Annotated in this window: 24 protein-coding genes; 4 read left to right on the top strand and 20 right to left on the bottom strand. The window is 45.7% G+C overall.

From position 1 onward, the window contains the following. Positions 1-15: 15 nt before the first annotated feature. Positions 16-642 carry a LysE family transporter gene (locus AC3WQ3_RS23370; protein ID WP_336779959.1) on the top strand — a complete coding sequence of 209 codons (627 nt, stop codon included), beginning with the start codon at positions 16-18 and terminating at the stop codon, positions 640-642. On the opposite strand, the gene AC3WQ3_RS23375 is transcribed toward AC3WQ3_RS23370, so the two are convergent. From AC3WQ3_RS23375 to AC3WQ3_RS23395, 5 genes are all read right to left on the bottom strand, one after another. Next, positions 635-2,068 (bottom strand): amino acid permease, encoded by a 1,434-nt coding sequence (locus AC3WQ3_RS23375; RefSeq protein ID WP_336779958.1) that lies wholly within the window; start codon positions 2,066-2,068, stop codon positions 635-637. The two genes, AC3WQ3_RS23370 and AC3WQ3_RS23375, sit on opposite strands and share 8 nt — an antisense overlap. Positions 2,069-2,207: 139 nt before the next feature. Next, entirely contained in the window at positions 2,208-3,197 is a 990-nt protein-coding gene (locus tag AC3WQ3_RS23380) for an aldo/keto reductase (RefSeq protein WP_336779957.1), read from the bottom strand. A gap of 16 nt (positions 3,198-3,213) precedes the next feature. Next, complete coding sequence (locus AC3WQ3_RS23385; protein ID WP_492473741.1) at positions 3,214-4,113, bottom strand: helix-turn-helix domain-containing protein; 900 nt, start codon at positions 4,111-4,113, stop codon at positions 3,214-3,216. Between the two features lie 209 nt (positions 4,114-4,322). After that, positions 4,323-4,910 (bottom strand): sugar O-acetyltransferase, encoded by a 588-nt coding sequence (locus AC3WQ3_RS23390; RefSeq protein ID WP_492473780.1) that lies wholly within the window; start codon positions 4,908-4,910, stop codon positions 4,323-4,325. Positions 4,911-5,079: 169 nt separating this feature from the next. Further along, positions 5,080-5,685, bottom strand: a complete 606-nt coding sequence (locus AC3WQ3_RS23395) for an esterase/lipase family protein (RefSeq protein WP_419719976.1) — start codon at positions 5,683-5,685, stop codon at positions 5,080-5,082. Positions 5,686-5,871: 186 nt separating this feature from the next. Here AC3WQ3_RS23395 and AC3WQ3_RS23400 point away from each other — a divergent pair, with 186 nt between their 5' ends. Beyond that, positions 5,872-6,933: an S-layer homology domain-containing protein gene (locus AC3WQ3_RS23400; protein ID WP_492473742.1), complete on the top strand. Its 1,062-nt coding sequence runs from the start codon at positions 5,872-5,874 to the stop codon at positions 6,931-6,933. 82 nt (positions 6,934-7,015) lie between these two features. Here AC3WQ3_RS23400 and AC3WQ3_RS23405 read toward each other — a convergent pair whose 3' ends face one another. The 4 genes from AC3WQ3_RS23405 to AC3WQ3_RS23420 all read right to left on the bottom strand — a co-directional run bounded on the left by AC3WQ3_RS23405 (position 7,016) and on the right by AC3WQ3_RS23420 (position 11,322). Continuing rightward, the gene (locus tag AC3WQ3_RS23405; RefSeq protein WP_492473743.1) at positions 7,016-8,044 is read right to left on the bottom strand and encodes a helix-turn-helix transcriptional regulator; all 1,029 of its coding nucleotides are present in this window, start codon (positions 8,042-8,044) and stop codon (positions 7,016-7,018) included. A gap of 208 nt (positions 8,045-8,252) precedes the next feature. Further along, on the bottom strand, positions 8,253-10,223 hold the full coding sequence (locus AC3WQ3_RS23410; protein ID WP_492473744.1) for a 5'-nucleotidase C-terminal domain-containing protein: 1,971 nt from the start codon (positions 10,221-10,223) through the stop codon (positions 8,253-8,255). A gap of 251 nt (positions 10,224-10,474) precedes the next feature. Beyond that, positions 10,475-10,783 (bottom strand): hypothetical protein, encoded by a 309-nt coding sequence (locus AC3WQ3_RS23415; RefSeq protein WP_336779952.1) that lies wholly within the window; start codon positions 10,781-10,783, stop codon positions 10,475-10,477. Between the two features lie 206 nt (positions 10,784-10,989). After that, a complete protein-coding gene (locus AC3WQ3_RS23420; protein ID WP_127535879.1) occupies positions 10,990-11,322 on the bottom strand; it encodes an antibiotic biosynthesis monooxygenase in 333 nt (110 codons plus the stop codon). 227 nt (positions 11,323-11,549) lie between these two features. On the opposite strand from AC3WQ3_RS23420, the gene AC3WQ3_RS23425 reads away from it, so the two are divergent. Next, positions 11,550-12,824 (top strand): stalk domain-containing protein, encoded by a 1,275-nt coding sequence (locus tag AC3WQ3_RS23425; RefSeq protein ID WP_492473745.1) that lies wholly within the window; start codon positions 11,550-11,552, stop codon positions 12,822-12,824. A 120-nt stretch (positions 12,825-12,944) separates the two neighbouring features. Next, on the top strand, positions 12,945-13,370 hold the full coding sequence (locus AC3WQ3_RS23430) for a hypothetical protein (RefSeq protein WP_492473746.1): 426 nt from the start codon (positions 12,945-12,947) through the stop codon (positions 13,368-13,370). A gap of 132 nt (positions 13,371-13,502) precedes the next feature. Here AC3WQ3_RS23430 and AC3WQ3_RS23435 read toward each other — a convergent pair whose 3' ends face one another. The 11 genes from AC3WQ3_RS23435 to AC3WQ3_RS23485 form a co-directional block, all read right to left on the bottom strand. Next, positions 13,503-14,690, bottom strand: a complete 1,188-nt coding sequence (locus AC3WQ3_RS23435; RefSeq protein WP_492473747.1) for an aminotransferase-like domain-containing protein — start codon at positions 14,688-14,690, stop codon at positions 13,503-13,505. A gap of 180 nt (positions 14,691-14,870) precedes the next feature. Continuing rightward, a complete protein-coding gene (locus AC3WQ3_RS23440; protein ID WP_492473748.1) occupies positions 14,871-16,016 on the bottom strand; it encodes an NAD(P)/FAD-dependent oxidoreductase in 1,146 nt (381 codons plus the stop codon). Positions 16,017-16,075: 59 nt separating this feature from the next. Then, complete coding sequence (locus tag AC3WQ3_RS23445) at positions 16,076-16,798, bottom strand: methyltransferase domain-containing protein (RefSeq protein ID WP_492473749.1); 723 nt, start codon at positions 16,796-16,798, stop codon at positions 16,076-16,078. Then, the gene (locus tag AC3WQ3_RS23450; RefSeq protein ID WP_336779948.1) at positions 16,785-17,945 is read right to left on the bottom strand and encodes a type III polyketide synthase; all 1,161 of its coding nucleotides are present in this window, start codon (positions 17,943-17,945) and stop codon (positions 16,785-16,787) included. The genes AC3WQ3_RS23445 and AC3WQ3_RS23450 overlap by 14 nt, the downstream gene beginning before the upstream one ends. Positions 17,946-18,152: 207 nt before the next feature. After that, complete coding sequence (murB, locus tag AC3WQ3_RS23455; RefSeq protein WP_492473750.1) at positions 18,153-19,076, bottom strand: UDP-N-acetylmuramate dehydrogenase; 924 nt, start codon at positions 19,074-19,076, stop codon at positions 18,153-18,155. A gap of 284 nt (positions 19,077-19,360) precedes the next feature. After that, on the bottom strand, positions 19,361-20,242 hold the full coding sequence (locus AC3WQ3_RS23460; protein WP_418041560.1) for a carbohydrate ABC transporter permease: 882 nt from the start codon (positions 20,240-20,242) through the stop codon (positions 19,361-19,363). Between the two features lie 15 nt (positions 20,243-20,257). Continuing rightward, on the bottom strand, positions 20,258-21,148 hold the full coding sequence (locus AC3WQ3_RS23465) for a carbohydrate ABC transporter permease (RefSeq protein ID WP_127535888.1): 891 nt from the start codon (positions 21,146-21,148) through the stop codon (positions 20,258-20,260). Positions 21,149-21,197: 49 nt separating this feature from the next. Continuing rightward, positions 21,198-22,472 carry an ABC transporter substrate-binding protein gene (locus AC3WQ3_RS23470; protein WP_492473751.1) on the bottom strand — a complete coding sequence of 425 codons (1,275 nt, stop codon included), beginning with the start codon at positions 22,470-22,472 and terminating at the stop codon, positions 21,198-21,200. Between the two features lie 87 nt (positions 22,473-22,559). Continuing rightward, the gene (locus tag AC3WQ3_RS23475; RefSeq protein WP_492473752.1) at positions 22,560-23,438 is read right to left on the bottom strand and encodes an AraC family transcriptional regulator; all 879 of its coding nucleotides are present in this window, start codon (positions 23,436-23,438) and stop codon (positions 22,560-22,562) included. Between the two features lie 140 nt (positions 23,439-23,578). Next, positions 23,579-24,574, bottom strand: a complete 996-nt coding sequence (locus tag AC3WQ3_RS23480) for a LacI family DNA-binding transcriptional regulator (protein WP_492473753.1) — start codon at positions 24,572-24,574, stop codon at positions 23,579-23,581. Positions 24,575-24,740: 166 nt separating this feature from the next. Continuing rightward, the gene (locus AC3WQ3_RS23485; protein WP_492473754.1) at positions 24,741-25,760 is read right to left on the bottom strand and encodes a Gfo/Idh/MocA family oxidoreductase; all 1,020 of its coding nucleotides are present in this window, start codon (positions 25,758-25,760) and stop codon (positions 24,741-24,743) included. Positions 25,761-25,839 lie beyond the last annotated feature (79 nt).

Genomic DNA, 25,839 nt, shown 5'->3' on the forward strand with positions numbered 1-25,839 from the left:
AGAGGACAACGTTCCATGATACTAGGTTATATCTTATTGGGGATTTCATTATCAGCCCCAATCGGTCCCATCAATGCTGCTCAGTTGGACAAGGGTGTTCGGGGTGGATTCATGCCTTCCTGGTTTGTTGGACTCGGCGCGATCACTGCTGATATCATTTACATGCTGCTCGTCTATTTCGGCATCATTCATTTGCTGGATCTGCCCTTTGTAAAGGCTTTCTTATGGCTATTTGGTTTTTTTGTGCTTGTGTATACCGGTGTGGAAAGCATCAAAAATGCTGGAACCCTTACGCAGTCGAATATGAGAGGGGACGAAGCAGCGCTATCCAAATCGTTCATGAATGGATTCCTGATGTCACTGTTCAATCCCCTATCCATTATGTTCTGGCTTGGCATTTACGGATCCATTCTGGCCAAGGCCGTGAATGATTCAACTTTGGAGCAGACGCTAATCAACAGCGTAGCCGTTATTCTGGGTATCCTGATCTGGGATATATTCATGGCCGCCGCTGCGAGTTTATTTCGCAAGTATCTTACTTTAGGCGTCCTTAAGGGCATATCCATCATTTCCGGCCTCTCTCTTGTCGGTTTCGGATGTTATTTTGGAGCGAAAGCTGTTCAGTTTCTGTTTTTCATTTGATCTTGTTCTTTCGAAGTCGAATCCCGGTAATGTGGAAGCTCGGACTTTCCAGGGTGTTATGCGGCTCTTCTTCCTGAGCTGTGCTGGTGGGCTCTTCCTTTTTCTTCTTCTTACGAACTCGTTGCACAATCATATCGCTAATTCCAATAAGTAAGACAAGCAGCAGACTGATAAAGAATCCGGGTCGACTCAGCGGGTGAAAAAGCGTACCTGTTATAGCGAGGCCAATCAGTACAAGCCCAATCCATCGTTTGACAACGCTGAACCTCCCTGCTTTCAGGAGACGGCCAGAAGATAACAAAATAAACAACCAATTGTACATGAGCATCAATCCGGCTGCAGTTGTTACATATTCATACACCTTGCCAGGAAGCAGCAAAGACATGACGATGGTTGCGATAAGCCCGCATCCGATCAGTGAGAGCGCGAATAATGGATATTTCTTTTTCCATTTTCGCGAGAATAACCGCGGAGCATCTCCTTCCTGGGCCAAGGTCAGCATCATGGAGGTCACCGCATAGAGTGACGCCGTCATGGTAGAGAAACCTGCTACAATTAACACTCCATTGAACAAATGCGGAACAAATGCCAAATGATCACTGCTCAGTGCCAGTACAAAAGGACTCTCTTTGGGATTAAAGGCCCCCAGCGGGACCATGGTCAGAGCCAGTCCAATCGACACAACGTATACCGTTGAAAGCGAGATCAGCATCACTTTGCCTGCCTTGGGAGCCTCTTCAGGTTTTTGAAGACGGTAAGACATGATTCCGAGCACCTCAATTCCCCCATAGGCATAAAAGGCAAATAGAAACGCAGACCACAGACCGATCCCGCCTTTCGGGAAAATTTCAGTCATGCTCAGCGGTACGTTATGCTCATATTTTGTTCCCCCAATCCATCCTGCGAGAAGCGCGATGGCAAGTACCAAAAACATAAGAATTGCTGCGATTTTGATTATGGCAAGTACATTTTCAACCCGGTCAAATCCTTTATTCCCGAAGAAAACGATGCAAAGACCGACAATTCCAAATCCGGCAGCAAATATCCAGAGAGGAACATTCGGGAACCAAAAACGCGAAAAAATGGACAAGGCCGTCAACTGACTTCCCATAATAAGCAGCTCCGAAAACCAATACACCCATCCACTGGCAAAGCCTGCCCAGCTTCCGAATGCCTTCTTGGCATAAGAACGAAAAGATCCCTGCTCAGGGTGATCCGATGTCATTCTCGCCAAGGCATCAAAAACTACATATGTACCGAGGGCAGCCAAAATGTAAGCCACTAATACTGCAGGGCCACCGATCGAAATCGCGAGGCTGGAGCCCAGAAAGTATCCTGTACCAATGGTGCCTGCTACACCAAGCAAGCTGAGCTGCCACCACTTTAGTTTCTTTTCCTCCGTTGAGGCCTCTGATGCTTTACTCATTTCTTCATTCCTCTTCTGTAATATTTTGGACCGCTTAAGGTATCCTTTCCCAATCGACCCTTTTTCATGTTGAAGACGGGAAACAAAAAAAAGCGAACGATTAGGGCAAGCCCTTCATCCGCTAATATATTTACACTGATTATTGAATTGGAATTAAACCCACAACCGGATGTGGCACATAAGGTTCTTCCAACCACGCAATTTCCTCTGCTGTCAGCTTCAAATCTATGGCTGCAACGGCATCCTCCAAATGTGATATCTTCGTCGCACCGATAATGGGAGCTGTTACGGGCTGCTTCTGCATCAGCCATGCCAGAGCAATGTGAACCCGCGGAACACCGTGCTTGCTTGCGATCTCTGCAACCCGCTCTACAATGAAGCGATCCGTATCGGCAGTAGAGTCGTATTTGGATTTCTGGACCTGATCCGTCTCCGAGCGATGCGTTGTTTCCGACCAGTCACGCGTCAGTCTTCCTGAAGCAAGCGGACTGTAAGGAATGACTCCGATCCCTTCCTCCTTACATAGGGGAAGCATCTCTCGTTCCTCTTCACGGTACAGCAAGTTCAGATGATTTTGCATGGAAACGAATTTGGTCCAGCCATTACGCTCAGCGACAAATAAGGCCTTTTGGAACTGCCAGGCGTACATTGCAGAAGCACCGAGATATCTTACTTTTCCGGCTTTGACTACATCATGTAATGCCTCCATGGTTTCTTCGATTGGGGTATGGTAGTCCCAGCGATGAATTTGATACAGATCCACATAGTCCGTTCCAAGCCGCATCAGACTCTTATCGATTTCGCTCATGATGGCTTTACGGGACAATCCGGCGCCGTTCGGTCCTTCATGCATTCGTCCATGCACCTTGGTCGCAATAACAACCTCGTCTCGTTTGGCATAGTCCTTCAAGGCCCGCCCAAGGATCTCTTCACTTGCACCCAGCGAATAGACATTCGCTGTATCAAAAAAGTTGATGCCGAGCTCCAGAGCCTTCTTAATGACTGGCCGGCTATTCCCCTCGTCTAGTACCCATTGATGAATCCAGCGGCTGGCATCGCCAAATCCCATGCATCCGAGGCAAATTCTAGACACATCCAACCCTGTCTTCCCCAGCTTCACATATTCCATTTTCTCGTCCTCCTCGTTATTCTTTTCTTAAGTTCCGTCGTCTATATTCAGTTGGCGATAGATCAAAGCGCATTTTAAACACCTTGGAAAAGTGGGTCGTATTTTCGAAGCCGCAGGCGAAACAGATATCCGTTACCGATTGTGTCGACTCGAGCAGGAGCTGACTGGCCAGATCCAATCTGCGATTACGGATCCATTTTAATGGAGAAGAGTTATGCAATGTCCGAAATTCACGCTTGAATGTTGACAGGCTTCTGCCAGACAAATAGGCCAGATCTTCAATGGAAACGGGATTGGTCACATTCTCTTCAACGACCTGTTCAATCTGACTCCGTTCAGTAGGATGAGGATACAGCAGCTGTTGCAGCAAATTTGTGTTTGCTTCAGCAAGATGAAACAGCAGCTCCATGAACTTGACGCCGACCAATCCGTCGCTGATCGAATCAGATTGGTTAAAATATGATTTTAGGGAGTTAATATATGCTCTCATTGGGGCGTTAACTGAAATGACAGATACCGGGGCGACCTCATTGATGGAATGAATGGTCTTCCAATCTGCAAAATCTGCGAACTTCTGAAGTATATCCCCGTTCATATAAAACATCATATAATCCAGTAAATATTCAGTACCGGGCTCACCTGACTTTTCGTAGTCTACCTTGATCGCTTTGTGCAAGAATATCATTTCATTACTCCGCACTGTATACTTTTCATTCCTAAATTTAACCGTGTATACGCCTGATTTAACGAACAGCAGTAGATGGTCTTTCAGAAAAAAGCTTCCTCTGGTTCCCTGCGTATGCAAACAAAATTGGATGACTGTAAGCCCATTCCATTTCAAGCTTCCCTCTTTGTCTGGTGCCTGTTCCATTCCTTTGGGAGCATGAATTAATTTTTCAGTTCGTTGTACATCCATTCTTCTTCCTACCTTCTGTCATCTGCTGCAAACATAACCATAACGCTTTTCTGCAAGATTTACTTTGCTCTGAAGCTCAAGTCATGTGATCATTTCGTTCATTCTTCTGAAGGGAATGCATCCGTCCAACGCCAAATCAATGAAACCAAAAACGGGTTCCAGTAAACTGGCTCCCGTTCTCTCTTCTATTCTCTTGGGCTATGACCCATTTACCGTCTAGGGTATTTATTCTTATCCGCTTCCGTAATCGCTCGAATGACTCTGCATGGGTTGCCTGCAGCAATGACTCCTGCCGGTATATCCTTCGTCACTACGCTTCCCGCGCCGATCACTGTATTATCTCCAATCGTTACACCTGGCAGCACAGATACACCTCCGCCAATCCAGACATTGTCCCCTACTGTAATCGGGAGTGCAATCTCCAACCCTTGATTGCGCTGTTCAGCATCCAGGGGATGACCAGCAGTGTAAAATCCGCAATTTGGTGCAATGAACACATTGCTGCCAAAGGTAATCTTCGCTGCATCCAACATCACCGCATTATGATTACAATAAAAGTTTTCTCCAATCTCAATGTTGTATCCTTGATCACAATAGAAAGGCTGTTCAATCCAAAACTTCTCTCCTGTTTTCGCCAAAAGTTTTTTCATAATGGCTTCTCTTTCGGATATCATGCGCGGACGAAGCTGGTTGTAGTCGTAGCACAGCTCTTTTGCTTCAAGGCGTTCGTTTACCAATTGCGGGTCGTTGTTATTATCATATAAGAGCCCTTGTTGTGCTTTTTCTTTCTCGGTCATCGTCATTCTTGAAATCTCCTTCGTTGTGTCTATTTGGGCAGCCAAAATTCTATGTATGGACCCAGCAATGTACAATACAATCTATTATAAATTCATCTGTTAACAAAATACAAAAAAACACGAGTGACCTATGGGATCACTCATGTTTCATTCAGCTGCCGCTGTCTCTCTATTCATTCAATGCTGTCTTAATCAAGGCATTAACCCGTGAATTGAAGAGCAGACCGATATGGGAAACTAGCGAAACCTGTATGTTATTCGCTCCGCTCAAACGGGAAAGTGCAGGAGATACGATCGTGTCACTGGTAGAGTAGATGGAAGTAACCTCAACTCCCTGTGGGGCTGAAGTTGTAGTCAAACGATTGGCGCCCCCCAAGGTGACCAGCTTGTCCACTTTGGTAGAGCCCCCGCGGTTCAATATGTAATATAAACTATTAGCCCCGCCCATACTATGAGCCACAATGTTGACTTTGCTATGGCCTGTTTCCCGAAGTACATTGTCTACGAATTGACTGATAGCTGCCGAATTCAACAGCTGATTCCCCTGCTTGCTGGGCAGATCAATCGCAAACAGCTCATCTCTGGACCAACCTTGACCACGCAGATAACTTTCAATAAAAGTGAAATTGCTATCAGAACCTGTTAATCCATGAACAAAAACAACAGGTGTCCGTTCTGTCGCAGCGAATGTCTTTGAGCTTTGACCAATACCAGGTATCGAAATGGCTATCAGTATGCTCATGACCATGGCAAAAAACATTTTACTCTTTTTCACATTATTCACTCTCCTATAATATAATTTACACTATATATAAAATAAGTGAATAAATGGTATATAAATGGATCTTTAGTCTCAAATTTAATCGAATCAATCGTTAGCAAAGATTTCCTTTAGCCATCCCTCCCCTTCTCTGTTATGCTGAATGACGGCAAATTTCAATTTACAGGAGGAACTTCCTAGATGAGACAAAAGATTAACCGCTTCACTCTTTTCTTCTTCGCCATGATCCTTGTGGTATTCCCTTTTTCGTGGAGCAAAGCCCATGCTGCCGCTTCGTACAAATCGCTAGATTTGTATTTCCCGACAGATATTGATGGCCACTGGGCGTACGATACGCTTGACAATTTCGTTAACGCTGACCTCCTTAACGGTTACAGCCTAGGCAATGGCGAGGTCGCTCTTAAGCCCAATCATCCCATCACTCGTGCAGAATTCGTAGCTATTCTTGTTCAGGCTACAGGACTACATAGTACAGCTCAAGGAAAATCCTTCAGTGATGTAAAAGCAGGCAAATGGTATGCTGAGTCCATTCGGATTGCCAGTTCACTTGGCGTCGTTGGGGGTGTAAGCAGCACTGAATTCGGACCTGACCTCCCGATCACGCGCGGCGATATCGCGGTAATGGTCGTACGTGCGTTCTCCGATACGGTGGAGTTTAAAGGTGCATCCAAAACCTTCAAGGACGTCCCAAACTACTATGCAGCTTCCGCTATTACCAAAGCGAGCCAGGCTGGTATTGTTTCAGGAATGACAACGACTACGTTTCAACCTTTCGCAAAAGCTACACGCGCTCAAGCTGTAGTCATGCTTGAACGTGCTTTACAATTGGAGCAAACCGAGCTGCCGGATACATCTGAACTGACGGCACTTGCTTCCACTGCTACGAAGTCGGAGATTCAAGCTATGACGGATCATAAATATGATCAGTTGTCTGTAACCTATGCAACCTATTACACAGGGTATCAGCTTTCATCCAATTTTACGTCTCTGGAAGATATCACTTCTGCAGTAGATGAAGAAACCACAATGGATATTGAAATGCTCTCCCAACCGAATTTTACCGTCATCGAAACCTCTAACCGTTTGGCTGTATTAGAAGCAGAAGGCGGCAAGATGAAAGTAACGATCCATTCGGGTAAAGAACAACAGGAAGAAACGGTTTCCATGGACGGATTGTATAAACTCAAGAAAATGAATGATAACAGCTGGAAAATCTATGCCATCCTTCCTTATGAAGAATAGGCACTAATCTATCATTTATTTCATTAACACCAAAAACCACTGAATCCTAATTCAGTGGTTTTTGTATCTAATAGATTATCCATCAATTCGTGACTAGCCTTTCAGGCCAGCTTTCTTGCTTTGAGCGCCAATTCGAAGGCGTCTCCCCTTCCCATAGCCGGAATGCCCGATAAAATGAATTCTGGTCTTCATACCCTACAAGAAAGGCCACTTCTTTGATATCAAGTGACGGATCAGCTAGGTATACTCGAGCCTGCTCATGTCTGGCTTGGGTCAGCAGCTGCTTGAAGCTGGTGTTCTCATCGGTGAGTCTGCGCTGTAGTGTACGATCACTTACGCCTAACTCCTTCGCTACGATTTGGACATCGGGACGTCCACCTGTGAGGCTCCGTTTCAGAATCCATACGACCGCTTCTGTCATGGATTGAGCCTGTTTCTGTTCATCCAGCGAGCGATCAAGTATGGGCGTCAGCATCTCAAGCAGCTCTTCGTTATACGTGATGAAGGGCAGATCCAAATCCTTTTGATGCAAAATCAATCGATTGCTTGGTGCACCCATCCGGATATTGCAGCCGAAGTAAGCTTCCAGAGCCTTCACATCCCCCATGGGCTGTGAGAATTCGACCTGCAGTGCATTCAAAGAGAGCCCTGTACCACGACGTCCCAGCTCCAGAAGAAAGGCCAGCGTAATTCCAACCAGGACGGGAGGTCCGGACGGTCCACCATTCATCCACTCCAGTTCAATAATGCAGCGATCATGCTCCTCGGTAATGTGCAAGCCTTCGGGAGGACACATCCGTTTGTACCGAGCCATCCGATATAGCGCATCACGGTAGTCACGAGCATGGTAGGTGGCTAATACACTTGGTGGATAGTGGGCTGTTTCAAAAGCGGTTGCCAGTTTGATGATTCCTTCAGCCGTATCGCCCATGAGGTCGGAATAAGCCTGCCAGATTGCAAAATATTCGTCTGTATTGACGATTGTATTCGTAATCTTGGTGAGTGGCAGTTGTGCTCTGCGGGCTACGACATGCGTGTCGATCCCCAATTGCTCCAAGCCTGCCCAGAATCCGGCTGGAATCTTAATACGTTCTATGGAATGCGGCTTCATCTTTCGGTCTCCTTCAATTAATCATAAGTATAAACAAGAATACTCCTTCGTTCACCAGATGTCTAATCTCCTGGTCATGTCAACTTGAAGAATAACCAAAACCACATTATTACATAATCTGACCTATCCGAATTGCCTTCACAAAATAAAAAAGCCGCCATGATGGCGACTGATTTATCTTGCAATTTGGAAGCAGGTTTACTTCCTATTATTTCTTAATAATTCCTTGCTTGAGCAGCTCGTTCACATTAAGTGATTGGTCATAAGGAACATCGATCTTGCCTTCATTCACCAGTTTAATGATCTCATCCCGATAAGGGCTAGCGAGATCGATTCCAACGATCTCCCAGTTATTGTCCACTTCCGGGGAAATCTCCTGATGTTCTTGAATATATTCAACCAGGTAATCCCGAATGCTGCGTGGTGATTCCCAATCGCGGTTTGCTTCTACCAATTTGTAAGCTTTCAGTGCGCTGCTGTATCGGTAGTTGTTTACAGCAAGCCTCAGTTCTTGTGTATCAGCCAGAGGCTTGCCTTGATACATTACATCGACGATACGCTGCCCTGCAGGCTTGGACAGGTCGATTTTGTAGTCTACGCCAGCAAACATGTCATACAAATAACCTGGAACCTCAGGATCGAAGCTGATCGAAACATCTCCCTCTTTCCACTGGTTGTAATGGGAAGCAGACCATTCCATATACGCCTTCAGTTCTTTACCCGTAACCTTAACGGTATAGAGCACGTTATCGAATTTGTAAATATCGAAAATATTCGCATATGTGATATTACCTTTTTTCAGATTGGAGGTGTCTTTGAAGAGTGCAGCAGCCGAAACATCCGCTCCGCTCACTTCCATCTGAACCTTGTTGATGAGATCAACCACGGCTGTATCTTGAAGTTTGCCTTCAGGAATCCCATTAATTTCATTCACAGGCTGGAAGTCCTCGGTTGCCTGACCGAAGATACCACCCGACGAGCCTTCCGCTCCGGCAGAACCACCACCTGTAATGAATTGGATCGTAGCTTCGTGCTCTTCCTTCACCAGGTCACGAATCGCCGGATCAGGGGTGTAGGAAGCCATGTCTACCACTTGAACCTGACGGTCCGTCACTTTATTTTTACCTTGATCTTTTTTCACTTCGATATCAAAACGCACAATGTCACGGCCGAGGTTACGAGGGCCACCGATCACGGTTTGTCCGATTTTTTCGTTAACCACAATGTGCATGTGCCCAACCAGCATGGCATCAAGTTCAGGCACCATCTTTACAATTCGTTCAGCCGAGTCTGAAGCTCCGTCTTCGTCGAACTCAGCAAACATGCCTGCATGAGCGCTCGCGATAAGTACATCCACTTTTTTCTCATTTTTGAGGTATTGTGCAACCTTCTTCACCGTTTCACCCATATGCTCGAACGTAAGGCCGTCTACCTTATCGCCGTCCCAACGAGGTACATTGGGTGTCGTTACACCGATAATTCCTACTTTTATGCCATCTACATTAATAATCTTGTACGGCTCGCCAAGTGTTCCGCCATCTTCTGTCTTGATGTTGGCTCCAAGTACGGGGAAGTTCAGTTCTTTCATAATTCGATCAACATGATCCAGTCCAAAATTGAATTCATGATTACCAAAAACCATGGCATCGTACTTCATGGCATTCATGGCTTTGGAAACAGGATGAATGACATCTGTGTTTTTACGATAAATATCATCAGTTAAAATATTGCCTTGATATGTGTCCCCATTGTCAATCAACAGCACGTTAGGGGAGGTCTTCTTCACTTCATTGACATATGTAGATATCCGTGCGAGCCCGTTATTCGTTGTTTCCGCACTATCTTCATAAGTATAGCCCCACAGATTCCCGTGCACGTCAGAGGTGCCCAGAATGGTGATTGTAGTGGAGTCGGCTTCCTCTTCTTTTTGAGGAACCTCACTCCCTGTGGACGGCTTCTCAGGAAGCTTTAACTTTTGGCCAATTTGAAGGACATTTACGTTTTTCAATCGATTGAGCTTTTGCATCTCTGCTACGGTTGTCCCATTTGTTTTGGCGATGGTCCACAACGTATCTCCTTTTTTAACGGTGTACGTCTCGGCAGCCGCAATTCCACCAAAAAGAGTAGAGAACACCAAAACCATGATGACAATCCAGCTGAGCTTACTACGATGCTTCATAAATCCCTTTCACCTCTTGTCTTATGTTGTGTGTTACCAAATCTATCCTCTAGATCATAACAAGATAAATGAAATAATTGGAGATTAAATTTACGTTTTGAACTAAATTATTACATTTTGCAACACATTCTTGTCGTTTCGGCAAGTCCATTACATATTTTATTGATAATACTCCAACATTTAGGTGGCTACGAATCATCATATTGTCATAAAAAAAGCCTGATCCACTTAAGGACCAGGCTTCAAATGAACTATCCCTCTACAATATCTGCTTGCAGAGCAGTCGCGACTTCAATCATCTTGGGAACCACAGCTTCACTGGAAATGGCCACGTACAAATCCCCTGAATATAGCCGGAAAGGAATGTCCACGTTATCCTGCTTCCACATAAAGAAATCTCCATCAATGGACATGGTACTTTCGGTTCCCTGAACCGTGTAAACCTGTGAATACGTAAAGTCAGGCTGGGTTGCAAAGTATGCCTTGCACTCTTCCAGAGTGATGGCTGGTTCCCCAATTTGTTCTTGCATGGTTCGGGTGATACGGAAACGCTGATTCATTGATATGCCTCCAGATTGATTAATTCAAGTATATATTATCATTCATAATAGCAATTTACGTATCGTTTCGGCAAGAAAGGCGCTCGGCAGCCGCCAAGGATGTTCATTTTTCTATATAGACGTGCGCTCTATTCGTTGCTGGTTTGAATGAAAAGAACCTCCCGTGGAGGTCCTGATGATCGTCATATAAACACTATTTGTTGAACCTATTGTTGAACCGTACCTTTGCCAGTTTTTACAGTCTGGACTTCATACATATTTACGGTTGTGCTGATCAGATATTCAGGTTTTTCCTGCCCTCTTTTGTTGCGATGGCCCTGGATGTGTGCATCGCTTTTCTCCCAGTTTTTCCACGCTTCCTCCGATTCCCAACGAATCATAACCATAACCTCTTCATGTTCCTTGCTCTTCTTGTTGACCATGACACTGAAATCAATCAGACCAGGCATATCCACCACTGGGGTTGGGCCATTGAAACGTTCCAGTACCTTGTCACTATGCCCTTTTTCTATAACCATACTGCGCGTTTGAATCAACATCATTATTCCTCCTGATTGCAGTCACACTGGTTACCCTCCAGCCTAACCGCATTTTGGTTTACTCTTTCCACTATTGTAGCCCAATTGAAAATGATTATCAATAAAGCCAAGTTTAGTTCATCTTGTAATTGGAACTCTATGAAAATTTTGCTATACTACACTATGCTAGATTACTGTCCATACGTCCTTTTTTCTACTATTTTATGAATGTGGAGGAATATACAAACATGGTTCGTAAACACATAGGTAAAACCATTGCTGCCACCTTGATTGGTTTGTCCTTGCTTGGAACGACGGTAAACATCGGTGATGTGCATGCAGCACCTGCCATATCGGTCAAGTTGGATAATGTTGCACTGCAATTTGATGCTGCCCCGCGAATTGATAAAGGCGTTACTTATGTTCCCTTCCGTACCGTAGGTGAAGCCTTGGGAATCCAGATTACGTGGAACAGTAAAACCCAAACCGTCAAAGCCGTAGGCAAAGTAAAAGGTCAGGCTACAGAGGTACTTCTTCAAGTGGGGAATACCACAGCCACCGTCAATGGCACCAAAGTGAAGCTTGCCGCAGCCCCGGTTCAGCGAGAAGGACGCGTACTCATTCCGCTCAGTTCGTTCAGCAGCCAATTCGGCGTGGGTGTGAAATGGGATCAGGCCACACGCACAGTTTCTCTCGTATCCCCACAACGTGAAATGCATTTGAGAGCCTTTTATGCTGTGCGGGCATTTCATGAAATCGATCTGGTCCCATCCATGAACTCCGTAGCTTTTGGCTGGAGTCGAATCGACCGGGATGGCCAATTCACGCTTCAAGGGAAGGAGTATTATTTCCCTGAGGCAGCAGGTGAAGTGACCCCCCAGACCATCGTGGCGGATGCTGCAGATCAGAATATCAAACCGTACCTTATGGTATACGCACTGGATGGTCAAGGCGAGCTAACCAAAGTTTTGAGTGACAGCAGTCTGCGCGAGAAATCGATTCAGGGCATAAACGCAGCAGTTACGGAGAATGGATTCGGCGGCGTCGTTCTTGATTTTGAAGGCTTGGGTTTCAAACTGGATGCCAAGCAGCAGCAGAAGCTGCTTAACGACTATGTCAAACAGTTAAAAGCTTCCTTGCCTCCTGACATTTCGATATCACTGGCTGTACCGCCTCTGAACAGTGCATATAAAGGCTATGATTACAAAACGCTCGCTTCCTTGGCAGACGATCTTATTATTATGGCTTATCAATATAACCCTGCGGGTACCAAGGCACAGATTCCTGAGCCCAACAGTCTCGTTGACCAAGCCATCCAGCTTGCACTTAACGCAGGTGTTCCAAAAGACAAGCTGCTGCTTGGCATTAACTTAAACAGCGAAACGGGAACCTCCGTTGATGACAAGCTTGGATTAGCCAAGAGATATGATCTCAAAGGGGCAGCATTCTGGCGCCTTGGCTTATTCCGTGAATTCAACAATAATATGGTAGAAGCCGTGAATTCGTCAGTGATCAAAGAGTAAAAGACTTCATTTCTATGAGCAGGATGTGATGAAGGATCTCCTGCCCTGCAGGAGTATGTCCACGCAAACTTGTCTTCTATGAATATACTATTCTATCTTATCGGATAGGAGGTATGCAGAATGACTCAGTTTCTGGATGCAAGAGTCTCAATCAATGCAACGTCGACCAACTCCATTTCTGTACCCATACCCGTAATCAATACCCCTACGTTATTTGCCCAAATTGGTCTTATTACTGCGGGTACAGGGGCTAATCCCAGGGTTCAACTCAAAGGGACGATTACGGTTCAGTTACCTCTGGCGCTTTTTGTAGTGAGAGTTACCATTGTGAGAGGTACGCTGGCGACAGATCCTATCATCTATTCGGCAAATAGTACCTATGGATTGAGCGGTTTACTCGCACCTGAAATCATTACTTTTTCAGCGAATGACTTTAACCCTCCCATTACATCACAACTAACGTATTCAGCGTTTATCAGTACGAACTTGCTCGGAACGGTTCGAGTCGGACCCGAAAATTTTGACGGCTTCCTCGTATCTGATTGATCATTGATCGATTTCCATTCATACCCTACCGCTGCAAATGCGGTAGGGTTTTTGAATGAAGAAAAGCCCCCTCACAGTTGAAAGGCTAGATGCCACTTCAGCTGTACAGGGAGCTACCCAGATCAGACGTTATTAAGAATACTGCTTCAATACCTGCCCCAGAATTTCAATCCCCTTCACAATCTGTTCATCGGAAGGTGTGGAGAAATTCAATCGGATCGCATTGCAAGGTTCACTCTCATCAACGAGGAATGCCGTGCCTGGAACAACGGCTACGCCGCTGGCTGCAGCTGCCTTGGCATAACCCAGCATCGGAATATGAGCCGGCAGATCACACCAGAGGAAAAGACCACCATCCGGTTGGGTAAACGTAATGGAATTCCCCATGTGTTCCTTGAGTTTGTCCATCATTAAGGCAGATTTTCTGCGATATATTTCACGAATACTGCTGATATGTTCTGCATACTGGTATTCTGCCATGAACTTGTATGCCAAGATCTGAGGAAGCATCGCCGTATGTACGTCTTCTCCCTGTTTGGCAACCACCATCTTCTGCACGACTTCGTTCGGTGCCAGCACATAGCCAACACGCAAGCCGGCAGACAGGATTTTGGAGAAGGAGCCCACATAGATCACTAGTCCCTCTTCGTCCATGGATTTGATAGTAGGTACATCTTCTCCACTGAATCTAAGCTCACCGTATGGATTATCTTCCAGAATCATCACACCATACTGTTTGGCGAGAGCATAAATGGCTTTGCGTTTCTCCAGACTTGTCGTTACTCCCGTCGGATTTTGGAAACTCGGAATCAGGTAGATCAATTTCACATTCTGCTCCGTCTGCAGTGCCAGTTCCAGCTTGCCGATATCAATACCGTCGCTTTCCATTGGAACGCCAACCAGCCTTGCACCTGAAGCCCGGAAGGAGTTTAACGACCCTATGAAGCTTGGGCTTTCACAGATGATCGTGTCTCCCTCGTTGCAGAATACTTTGCAGGCAAGCTCAATGCCTTGCTGTGCACCCGAGACAATAAATAGCTCGTCCGATGCTGTGCCTGTGTTATAGTTCGTCTTCAGGTGATGGGTCAATGTATCGCGCAGCGGGGCGTAACCTTCAGTTATCCCGTATTGCAGAGCCGTAACTGGATCCTGCTCCAGAATGGACTGAGTGAATGTCCGAATGGCTTCAATGGGAAATGTCTCCGGAGCGGGATTTCCCGCAGAGAATGGAATAACGTTCTGGCCCGAGGATGCCTTCAGGATTTCTCGAATAATGGACGGCTGCAGCGCAGCAATCCGGTTTGAAAATGAATAGTTCATCTTAATATAATGCCTCCCTGCTTCAAATCTGACGCTCAATACTACTTCTACATTCTTTTCTATTATACGAGTACTTCTCTGTTTTCAAAATGGTCTGCTTCAAATTCGTCAAAAACAATAAAAAAGAGGTCGACATACGCCGCCTCTTTCAGATCCATCAATATGCATTTTTTCCCCACATTACCCGCGAGCAGCATTCATCTCTGATAACCTTGTAGCCTTGACCAGATATGTTGCCAAACCAGGAAATAAGCGAGCTAGCGCGGGGTAATATTTATTGGTTCTGGCAAAAGCCAGCTTCTGGATTCTCCGTGCACGCCGAAGCAGCTCTGTAAATTCATCGCTCGCGTCTTTTGCGTATCCTTCCTTCCACTCCGCAAATCCGATGTCCTTTTGCAAGTAACGGTGGGTCCACTCTGCACACAGGATGGAAGAACGCAGCGCAATGGACATGCCGTCACCGCACAGGGGAGGAATCATCAGCATCGCATCTCCAATATGCGGGAACTGCGACCAAGGCTCAGGCACGTTCGACAAGTGAAGTGGAGCGATGGAAACCTGAGTTCCCTGAACAGGCTTTCCAGCTGCCAGTCTTGCTGCGAGCCTTCCATTCGTTTCGGAGGCCGCCTGCAGGATATCGGTTACAGACTTGCCGCTTCCCTGCACCGTATCCAGCGTTAACAAGGCTGCAACATTCGCATAGCCATTCTCGATCGGTGAAATGCCGACGTATCCTCCCTCACAGAAATAAAGTTCAACTCTAGCAGGCATATCAAGTCCACTGTAATGAGACTTTATCCCAACGTATACAGTATCATCCCGAGTTTCAGGCGGAGACGTCATTCCACGCGGCTTTTTGGTTCCATACGCTCCGATGACAGCCTTCGTTCTATAGCTTAATCGTTCATTCCCTTGTTTGACCTGTACCTCGTAATGATCATCTTCAAGCAGTTGAATACCAACAATCTTTGCTTTTGTTATAATTTCGGCTCCCGCAGCCTCAGCTTGCTTGTGGAGAATGCGGTCCAGTTCATGTCGACTGATGCCATAAGCGGATCCGGGCAAGGGAGCTTCAATCTGACCGCCCTGAGGCATAATGATCTGTGCATGATCCATCGTGCTGGGCTTCACTTCCTGAAGCTGAATATTTAGATACTCCAGCATTTCTTTGGTCTCTGGTGACATGAATTCACCGCAGGTTTTGTGCCTGGGAAATGACTGTTGATCCAATAGAAGCGTACGATGACCTTGTTTGGCCAGCTGCAGGGCGCACGAACTGCCAGCGATTCCAGCACCTAGTACAATGACATCTAATGATTCGGACACATAGCATCCCCTGCCTTTAAATTGAATTTTGCGCAGCCGTGACTATAATGCCACCTTCATTAAACTGCCGGGTGATTCGGTATCACGACAGAGTAGCGAAACAGCGGCTTCCATTCATAGGTCATGGTGTCATGGTTCAATTGCTTTTTTAACTCCTGCCAATCCTTTGCCGTGAAGCCTTTGGCAACAGACAGCGGACCATCATGACGGATATAACGATTCCGCGAGATCATCCGGGTTGTTAGCCAGACCGCGGTATAAGATACCGGGTGGCGGTGGATATCGTTAATCACAACACCATACCTAGAGACACGCAGCATATGTGAAACGATATCCAGCAGCAGCTGTCCGTCAAAATGATGTACAAACTGCGATCCTGTAACGATATCTGCCGAAGCATCCGACAGTTTCATGACATCGGCACGCTGTACATTGACCCTTGGTTCATTTTGAAAGAGCAGTCTTGCCTCTTCGCAAGCTTCCTCGGTCAGATCGACCAACGTAATCGTGAGGTCAATCCCCTTCTGCTTCGCCCACTGAAGCAGCTTCTGATTCACGTCTCCTGAGCCTGCTCCTACATCCATAATGCTCAGCTTAAGAGGTCTACCGACCGATATCCATAATTTCTCCACACCATCGAGAGTAGGGCCGGGAGCAGCAAATATTTTATTGAGACGACGCAGGTGCTGCAGTGCTTCACGCAATTCTTCCCCGCCCATGGAGAAATCATCCATCAATTCATCTTCCTTCGCCCGGATCGACAAGTTTCTAAAGAAGGACATGATCTTTCTCCTTCAGCGCAGGCGTATAGGACGGAACGTAAGTAAATTTCATGAGCTCAGCGGTCAGCCCAGGTCCAAAAGCCATCGCCACACCCTCCGTTACAGATTGATTACGGGCTTTCATGTCCTCACGCATGGCATGAAGTACAAATATAATGGTATTGGATGACAAGTTGCCTACGGTTCTAAGGATTTCTCTGCTGTACATTGTCTGTTCTGCTCTTAAATTCATAACTTCCTGGACAGAGTCTACGATCCCCCGTCCGCCTGGATGAATAGCCCATAGTTCGGGTAAACTGTCGCTCCCGAGCAATTGATAGAGCTCGTTCTCCAAGTGCTCACCCAACAGTTTAGGAATGCGAGGCGATAAGTACAGATCGTAACCTTGATTGCCCACCTCCCATGTCATATCCTCCGTTGAATCAGGAAGCAGAACGGAATATCCGGTTCCAAGATCGAGATAATGCCGCTGCTCGGATTCCGGTGCTCCAATGATACAAGCAGAAGCCCCGTCCCCGAAGAATGAGGCTGCAAACAGCGCCCCTCTCTCCTTAACTGGTTGAAAATGCAGGGTACAGAGTTCAACGCACACGACCAGCACTTGTGCATCAGGCCTTCCCTGGACGACATCACGAGCCATCTGAATGGCTTTTAATCCGGCCGCACAGCCTTGGAAAATAAGCGGTAACCGGTTTACGCGTGGAGATAATCCCAAATCGCGAATAAGCATGACATCCAGACCAGGCAGATACTGTCCTGTACAGCTGACCGTAATGATATGTGTTATCTGTTCAGGAGACATGCCCGCATCCTTCAATGCCTTCTGGGCAGCCTCCATCCCAAGCGGGAGCGCCTCCCGTTTATATGTATCCATTCGTTCCTGCGTGGACGGAATCTGAGAATGGTCCCCCGAAGGCAGGTAACGACAGTCCTCAAGTGTCCCCAGATAGCTGGGTTCAACCGTATAGCGTGTTTCTACGCCGCAGGACCTGAACACTCTTTTGGCAAACCGGGCCAAATCCTGTTGATCCTCAAGCGATGAGGCAATGAGCTCAGCAATATCGGACTGGGCAACTTCATGAACAGGCAGCGCAGTTCCCATGCCCAGGATGGCGATATCCGTATGGTTATACAAGGGTTGATTCATTTTAAACCTCCTATGGTGGATAAGAGATATCCTTTAATTAACAACACTTACCCTTAAGAGCGTCGTTGTAATCTGTCGTATCCTATATATTTATTTATATGGGTTATGCTGACCCACATTCTCCATTCAGGTGCTCTTCTTCGGGAAAGTGTAAAAAAAGAAGCCGCCCGAAGGCGACTTATCGAAAAAGTGTGGACTTCCGTCCAATTATTTATTCAGTTCATCGCCAATGATGACGACTTCCGTTTCCAAATTCACATTGAACTGGCTTCGCACCTTCTCCTGAATGAGTGCAATCATATCAATGTAATCCTGCGCCGTAGCATTATCCACATTCACAATGAAACCCGAATGTTTGCGAGATACTTCGGCACCGCCGATGCGAGTCCCCTGAAGTCCGCAATCCTGAATCAATTTGCCAGCGAAATGGCCTTCAGGACGTTTAAAGACACTTCCGCAAGAGGCGTATTCCAATGGTTGCTTGGACTCTCTCGCATAAGTAAGTTCATCCATCTTCGCCTTGATCTCTACCGGATCTCCCGGCTGCAGCTTGAACTTCACCTCGATGATGATATCCCTATTGCCCATAAATACACTCTTGCGATAGGCCAGCAGCAGCTCCTCACTCTGCATGGTGATAATTTCGCCTGCCTCAGTCACGACAATGGCAGACTCGACCACATCGGACATCTGTCCTCCGTATGCTCCTGCATTCATATAGAGTGCGCCACCTACCGAGCCCGGAATGCCGCAGGCAAATTCGAGTCCGGTAAGACTTGCGTCTAACGCCTGGCGGGATACATCGATAATTGCTGCACCGCTCTGTGCAGTCATCGTATGACCATTCACATTGACCTGATTAAGATTCTGCAGCGACATGGTAATCCCCCGAATGCCGCCATCTCTGACAATCATATTGGAGCCGTATCCCAGTGTAGTCAACGGGATATCATGCTGAACCGCCAGCTTCACGATGGTGGCTACTTCATCTATGGTCTCGGGGAATATCAAAATATCTGCTTCCCCGCCGAGTCGCGTGTACGTATAATTTCGGATCGGTTCGGAATATCGAATGCGGTCTTCGTGAAAGTTGTCAAACAGGGTTTTGCTTAATAACTGATATGAATTCATGATTTTTCTACCACCTTGTCTTGATTGCATCGTATAGGTTATTTTACTCTGAATAGCTCCATTTTGTCGCAATTAATTCGAATTAATCATTAATTATTTTAAATAATGGTGCAGGACCGGAAAAAGCCGCCATATGGCGACTTGGTAAAACGTTGCTTTGGCCTTACTCATTATAACTCATTTCAAGTAAGTGAGCATAATGCTTGCTGTCTTCCTTTTTTCATTCTTATAAAAGCACAAAAAAAGGGCACTAGGCCCAGAGACAATTCATACATTTAAGGTACCTATCCCTTCACAGCTCCCAACGCAACACTCCCTATAATCTGCCTGGAGAAGATTGCAAAGACGATGATGATCGGCAGGATGGAAATTGCAACTCCCAGATATAATAACCCATAATCCATACCATAATAGCCCTGAACCAGAGCCACGAGGACAGGAAGCGGGTATTTATCCAATGAGAAGAACAAAACAAGCGGTGTGAGGAAGTTGTTCCATGAGCCGATGAACGTAAATATGCCAAGTGCCGAAATGGCAGGTCCCAGAATGGGCAGCACAATCTGATTGAATGTCCGAAACTCTCCTGCACTGTCCACACGTGCCGATTCAATGATTTCGTCAGGGATGCTGCTCTCCATAAATTGTTTGATAAAAAATACGTTAAAAGCATTCGCTGCCGCTGGTAAAATAATGGCCGCATAGCTGTCCAACAGCCCCAGTGTACTGAACAGCCGGTACATCCCGATTAGAGCCAGCTGCCCGGGCACCATCATCGTGGCCAGCAAAAACATGAACAGCCAGGTACGTCCCTTAAACTTGAACTTGGCAAATCCATATGCGGTTAATGAACCGATATACAGCGATAGTACAGTTGAAGTGCCGGCAATAAAAAGACTGTTCGCAAATCCGCGCCAAATGTTGATTTTGGAGGCCATATTGAAGTAATTATCCGCTACGAATGGTCCGGGAAGGAAAGTAAAGGTGGATGCAATGGTCGCATTATTATGCGTGGCATAGATAATCATCAGATAAAACGGAATGATGCAGATCACAGCCAGACCCGTTAGGAACAAGTAGATGATCACTTTGCCGATCGTAAGCTGCTTCGTGCTGGCATATTGCTGGATGGCTGCATTCGGTTGCTCAATCGATTTTGCGGTTTGCATAGTACTCCCCCCTCCCTATGAACGACTCTTCCGACTGGTCATGATGAAGGATACAACGGATAAGAGAATGATGATAACGAACAGACAGAAGGCAATAGCTGCGCCGTAACCGAAGCGTGTGCTTTGGAATGCTACATTATAGAGATACATAATACTGGTCATGGCAGCACGGTCCGGTCCACCATTTCCATTGGTGAGCGTGAACGGTTGGTCGAAAATCTGAATGCCTCCAATAATGGAGGTAATCATCTGAAACAGAATGATCGGTCGCAGCATTGGAACGATAATATGGATGAAAATGTGCTTCTTCTTCGCCCCATCCATCTGGGCCGCTTCCTGTAATGCCGGGTCTATTCCCTGAAGCCCTGCAAGGTAAATGACCATTGAATATCCGAAGTATTGAAAGAACAGAATAGCTGACACAATGAGTCTCATAAACCACGGATCATTTTTCCAGTTGATCGGATCATCAATCAGCCCAATCTGCACCAGAAAGTGATTCAGACCACCGGACTGCCAATCAAAGATCAGGCTGACAAGCAATCCGAGTGATGCTGCCGTAACGATATTCGGGAAAAAATATACGGCTCTGAAGAAATCTCTTCCCTTAAGCAGCTTGTCGTTCAGGATAAAAGCAAGAACAAGAGAGACGGTAAGCTGCGGGACGACAGATACTCCCCAGATAAACAACGTGTTAAACAGCGTTTTATAGAACAGCGGATCTTGCAGAACAGCAATATAGTTTCCGATCCCAACGAATTCAGGAGTCGTAATGCCATCAAAGTTGGTAAAACTGATATACAGGGAATAAAGAATAGGATAGAGTCCAAAAATAGCGAAAATGATAAAGAATGGAGCGATAAAATAATAGCCATAGTGGTCTTTGCGGATCGATTTGGCAAACATGATGTGTTCCTCCAGTCATCGGATGATTAAAAGGTTTCGTTCTCCTCGGCTAATCCACTTCCAGCTCAGGAAATCTCAATTTCACATCGCGTTTGATTCGCTTCACCGCTTCTTCTTTGGTCTGGATGTCATTATTGAGATACAACTGTAGGACATTTTTATAAATGTCATTATTAATAATGGAGTCATACTTTGTTCGCTCGTAGACCGGAACCTTTTTGGCTGCCTCGGAGAAAAACTCGAAATGCTTTTGCCCTCCCAAATAAGCTGAAGTAACGGCTGGTGCCAGCTGGTCATTCACGACCATGTTGCTTGTAAAATAATCCTGTTCCTTCGCCAGCTCAGACAGGAAATCATGGTCAAAGTTATAAAACTCAATAAACTTCCAAGCCGAATCCTTTTTTTCACTATGACTGTACATCGCGATATACGTGCCTCCTGCGCTAAATGAAGACGGACCAGGTGCAAGCCCCCACAACCCTTCGGTGTCTGGCGCATTCGCCTTGAAGGTATATTGCAAAGCCCAGGTTGCACCAGGGTAGAACATCACTTCCCCCTTTTGCATCGAAGCGGCGTGCCCCGCACTTCCTTCTTCATACTCCGCAAGCACCTTGCGCTGACGCGCTTCCCGCACAAGGTCCAGTACCTCCATATACGTTGGATCGATGACAAGCTTGCCATCCTTAACCCAAGGGATTCCATCATAGGAGTTAGATATGGCATTCCAGTTTGCCAGTGCATGTACTTTATTTCCACTCTCCTGCTGCACCCTCTCTCCAATCTCAAATATGTCTTCCCATGTAGCAATCTGCTCGCCCACTTTCACGGGGTCGTCCGTTCCCAAATATTCTTTGGCCAAATCCCTGCGATAATAGATGCCTCCTGGTGTCCCCTGATACCCAATGGCACGAATATGGCCTTCACTGTCCTTTTCATTCGCCTGCACAAATGGATATTGTTCTGGAATCAGCTCATTCGCGTTATACGGGGATGAAGACAGATTCTCCAGATAAGGTACATCAATCAGCTCTCTGATGTTTGCATTTTCAATCATGAATACATCAGGTGCTTTCGACGTGGTCTGCAGTGCGGATTTTAATTTGGTAATGTAAAAGTTTCCGGGGATATTGACGAAATTCACCTTGATGTCTGGATACTTTTCTTCGAATTTCTCAATGGCATAACCGGCTTCATCCGTAAAACTCCACACCGTAATTTCTTCCTGCTTGGATGCCTGCTCTCCCTTGGACTGACAACCGGATACGATCATCATTGCACTTACAAGTGCAATAATGGAGAGATACTTCAATTTAAATGTCTTCATGGGCCCCCTCCTTCGATAAAAGGAAACGCTTACATTTTATTCGAGTATAGTGATTTTGGAGAGGGCTTTCTCCTCAAATATTGTGAATCATCCTTCATATTTTGTGATATGAGTCTGATGCTTCTTCCTGAATTCAGAAGGTGTACAACCATTATATTTTTTGAACAGTCGGTTAAAGGAGTTCACATTGTTAAATCCATGCCCGATGGCGATATCCAAAATGGAGGTCTGACTAAACAATAATGCCCATTCCGATTTGATAATACGAAAGTGGTTCAGGTACTCCATCAACGTGACTCCCTTAGTCTCCTTAAACAGCTTGCATACATGAAATTTACTGAATTTAATATGCTCAGCCACATGATCCAGCTTGACGGGTTCAGCGTAATGTTCCTCCAAATATTCACAGACCGATTCAAGGAATTCGAATCTTTTGGCTCCGTTACAAGTCTCTTTCGAAGCACATGATTCCGTGGTTGGTTCCTTGGTCCGAAGCAGGTGGACAATGAGATCGTACAGTCTTGCTACCATTAACCAGCGGTATCCGGGCTGCTTTCTTTTCTCCTCTTCGGAAATGGCCTTGATATATCGGTCCAGATTCTTCTCATTACAGATGGGGGACGGAATCATGGCCGTTTTATGAAAAAGTTCACGAAGTTCATGGGATTCAGGATCTGCTGCCACATTTCCCGTTACCCACTCCAGCCGAAACAGGATAATGGTTAAATACTCGGTGCCTGGCAAAAAACAGTGCACATCCCCCGGCTTGATCAGCAGAACGTCTCCTTGTACAAGCTCATAGACCTCGTTGTTCACTCCAATTCTCGCGTGTTCTCCATTCACAACGACCAATTCAACCTCTTCATGCCAGTGTGCAGCAAAATTAAACTGTTCACCCGTGTGAATTACCCGGATCGGAAACCCTTCTGTCATATGACCTGTTTCAAGAAACGTTGGTACTCCCATCAGATCACCCTTTCCATATTTTCCAATTTCCAAGCCCTAGTAATCATATTATGCATAAAGAGCAGGATTCCTTTCGAATGGAGCAGGAAAATAAAATTCCACACATGAAAAAAGCCGCTCTATAGGGCGGCTAAAAAAGACTACTCGTTTATGACTGCACGAACGGACTGTCGTTCCACACATTGAATATCCAAGGTAAATACCGACTTAACCTGCTCCCCGTTCAACATTTGAATGAGCAAATGTCCGGCAAGCAATCCAGCATCTGTCTTAGGTTGTCGAAACGTCGTTAGCGGCGGAGAAACATATTGTGATACATGGATATTGTCGAATCCAACGACAGATACTTGCTCCGGCACTGAAATGTGATGCTCGCGGAATGCTTCCAGACATCCGATCGCCATGTCATCATTTGCAAAAAATACAGCCGAGGGGAGACCATTCTCTATCAGCATCTTGGCAGCATGATAACCGCTCTCTTTGCAGAATTGTCCACCCAGTCTCCATTCACTTTTTTCTTCGATCTTGGCTTCGCTCAGCGCTCTCAAAAATCCTTGGTAACGAAGAAGATTACAATCTGAACTGAACGGTCCGTTAATGTAAGCGATATTACGATGACCTTGATCAATCAGATATTTTGTTGCCAAATATCCCCCTTGCTCATCATCCATTAGAACATTTACGATATGTTCATTCGCAAGTTCCCGATCCATCACCACGATCGGAAACTCCCTGGCTGCAGCTTCCGTGAGCAATTCATCCGGAATATCCTGCGCAATCACAATGGCACCGTCGATTCGTTTCTCCCGAATATATCGGTTCGCCGTGGATTTCTCACCGCCTATTGAACTGCATACAATCAGATCGTAACCATGACTCTTAATCGCTGATTCGATGCCGGGTACCAAATCAGAGAAATAGGGACTGGACATGTCATGAACCATCACGCCGATAGTTTGGGTATTTTTACGTTTTAATTCCGACGCTGGTCCATGTTTAACGTAATTGAGTTCACTGGCTGCACCGAGTACCTTCCGTCTTGTTAGTTCACTTACATTGTCTTTCCCATTAAGCACACAAGATACGGTAGAACTGGCCACACCAGCCCTTTTTGCTACATCTTTAATGGTTATCATTATAATGCTCCTCAAAAGACCAATCTCTTTTGTTATTAGAAACAACACCTTATGAATCATTCACTGCATTTTATCATGCTAACTGGTGCATGTCTCCTCGGCAATCCTTGTTTGTAAAAAAAAGGTACCGATCCGTAATTTCTACTTGATCAGTACCTGTGAGTCATTACTTTAAACCTCTTATCCCTTCTTCCAGAATGCCCATCACCGTTAATGTTTCTTCATCTTTGATGACTTTATCCTTGCCATGGATGATGGCCTCATAGATATCATCGTACACACGGGCATAATCTCCCCTTTCAGAGACCACCTTCTCTTCATGGTACACACCTTCTTCATCTATATAGGTTAGTGTGCCATAATGCTGGGGCAAATCTACACCAAAATCAGCATGTCCTTTCGGTAGGTAAAATAATTTCAGATGTTCCTCCTGACGATCTTCCGTTTGTTTGACAAACACTCCGTTTTTACCATATACAACCAGGCTCGGGCGTGGTTTCAAACGAAAAAAGCTCGATTTAACGGATACCTTCAAGGTTGAATAATAAAAGTCCAGATCAAAGTAATCGTTCATTCTGCCAGCACCCAGTAATTGACGCACATCAGAATGAATCTTGTCCGGTTGACCAAAATAGGATATCACTTGATCAATCGTGTGCACTCCATGTCCGTATAGGTAACTGTTGTAAGGTGAGAACTGCGTTGTGCCGTTCGGAATTTCCGGGCGATAATAATCATAGTGCATCTCCACTTCAAGCAGATCCCCAAGCTTCCCGGATTCAATAACTTTTTGAGTTGTCAGAAAATCCGAATCATATCTTCTATTCTGATAACATTGAATGACCAGGTTCTTCTCTTTGGCGTATTGAAATATGGATTCCGCTTCCTCTTTGGTTAACATGAACGGTTTCTCAACAAGCACATGTTTACCATGGTCGAGCGCCATCTTGGCATAACTATAATGAGATTCTGTATGCGTACAGATTACAACTAACTGAATCTCTTCATCATTCATCAGGCTCGAAATATCGTTCGTATAGTGAATCTCCGGCACCTTATGCCAATCCGTTTTGTCCGGGTTCCGGGCATAGATCGTTTTTACGTTTAAATGTTCCCGATTCAATGAAAAAGGAAGATGATAACGGTTTGTGCTTTTGCCATTCCCAATATAACCAATCGTTAACATGGTTGTTCCCCCCTGCTGCTCATTTTCTTTTATTATAGAAGAAGAGTACTGTGCGTAAAGGTTGCCCTAGCATTATGGT

Source organism: Paenibacillus sp. FW104-T2, from assembly GCF_058789975.1.

Coding starts and splice junctions, on each gene's coding strand:
- AC3WQ3_RS23390 (WP_492473780.1), bottom strand. CDS start 4,910: ATGACCGAGAAAGAAAAAGCACAACAAGGGCTCTTATATGATAATAAC.
- AC3WQ3_RS23475 (WP_492473752.1), bottom strand. CDS start 23,438: ATGGGAGTACCAACGTTTCTTGAAACAGGTCATATGACAGAAGGGTTT.
- AC3WQ3_RS23465 (WP_127535888.1), bottom strand. CDS start 21,148: ATGTTTGCCAAATCGATCCGCAAAGACCACTATGGCTATTATTTTATC.
- AC3WQ3_RS23470 (WP_492473751.1), bottom strand. CDS start 22,472: ATGAAGACATTTAAATTGAAGTATCTCTCCATTATTGCACTTGTAAGT.
- AC3WQ3_RS23445 (WP_492473749.1), bottom strand. CDS start 16,798: ATGTCCTTCTTTAGAAACTTGTCGATCCGGGCGAAGGAAGATGAATTG.
- AC3WQ3_RS23385 (WP_492473741.1), bottom strand. CDS start 4,113: ATGGATGTACAACGAACTGAAAAATTAATTCATGCTCCCAAAGGAATG.
- AC3WQ3_RS23410 (WP_492473744.1), bottom strand. CDS start 10,223: ATGAAGCATCGTAGTAAGCTCAGCTGGATTGTCATCATGGTTTTGGTG.
- AC3WQ3_RS23485 (WP_492473754.1), bottom strand. CDS start 25,760: ATGTTAACGATTGGTTATATTGGGAATGGCAAAAGCACAAACCGTTAT.
- AC3WQ3_RS23380 (WP_336779957.1), bottom strand. CDS start 3,197: ATGGAATATGTGAAGCTGGGGAAGACAGGGTTGGATGTGTCTAGAATT.
- AC3WQ3_RS23420 (WP_127535879.1), bottom strand. CDS start 11,322: ATGTTGATTCAAACGCGCAGTATGGTTATAGAAAAAGGGCATAGTGAC.
- AC3WQ3_RS23415 (WP_336779952.1), bottom strand. CDS start 10,783: ATGAATCAGCGTTTCCGTATCACCCGAACCATGCAAGAACAAATTGGG.
- AC3WQ3_RS23480 (WP_492473753.1), bottom strand. CDS start 24,574: ATGATAACCATTAAAGATGTAGCAAAAAGGGCTGGTGTGGCCAGTTCT.
- AC3WQ3_RS23400 (WP_492473742.1), top strand. CDS start 5,872: ATGAGACAAAAGATTAACCGCTTCACTCTTTTCTTCTTCGCCATGATC.
- AC3WQ3_RS23430 (WP_492473746.1), top strand. CDS start 12,945: ATGACTCAGTTTCTGGATGCAAGAGTCTCAATCAATGCAACGTCGACC.
- AC3WQ3_RS23425 (WP_492473745.1), top strand. CDS start 11,550: ATGGTTCGTAAACACATAGGTAAAACCATTGCTGCCACCTTGATTGGT.
- AC3WQ3_RS23375 (WP_336779958.1), bottom strand. CDS start 2,068: ATGAGTAAAGCATCAGAGGCCTCAACGGAGGAAAAGAAACTAAAGTGG.
- AC3WQ3_RS23435 (WP_492473747.1), bottom strand. CDS start 14,690: ATGAACTATTCATTTTCAAACCGGATTGCTGCGCTGCAGCCGTCCATT.
- murB (WP_492473750.1), bottom strand. CDS start 19,076: ATGAATTCATATCAGTTATTAAGCAAAACCCTGTTTGACAACTTTCAC.
- AC3WQ3_RS23370 (WP_336779959.1), top strand. CDS start 16: ATGATACTAGGTTATATCTTATTGGGGATTTCATTATCAGCCCCAATC.
- AC3WQ3_RS23450 (WP_336779948.1), bottom strand. CDS start 17,945: ATGAATCAACCCTTGTATAACCATACGGATATCGCCATCCTGGGCATG.
- AC3WQ3_RS23405 (WP_492473743.1), bottom strand. CDS start 8,044: ATGAAGCCGCATTCCATAGAACGTATTAAGATTCCAGCCGGATTCTGG.
- AC3WQ3_RS23460 (WP_418041560.1), bottom strand. CDS start 20,242: ATGCAAACCGCAAAATCGATTGAGCAACCGAATGCAGCCATCCAGCAA.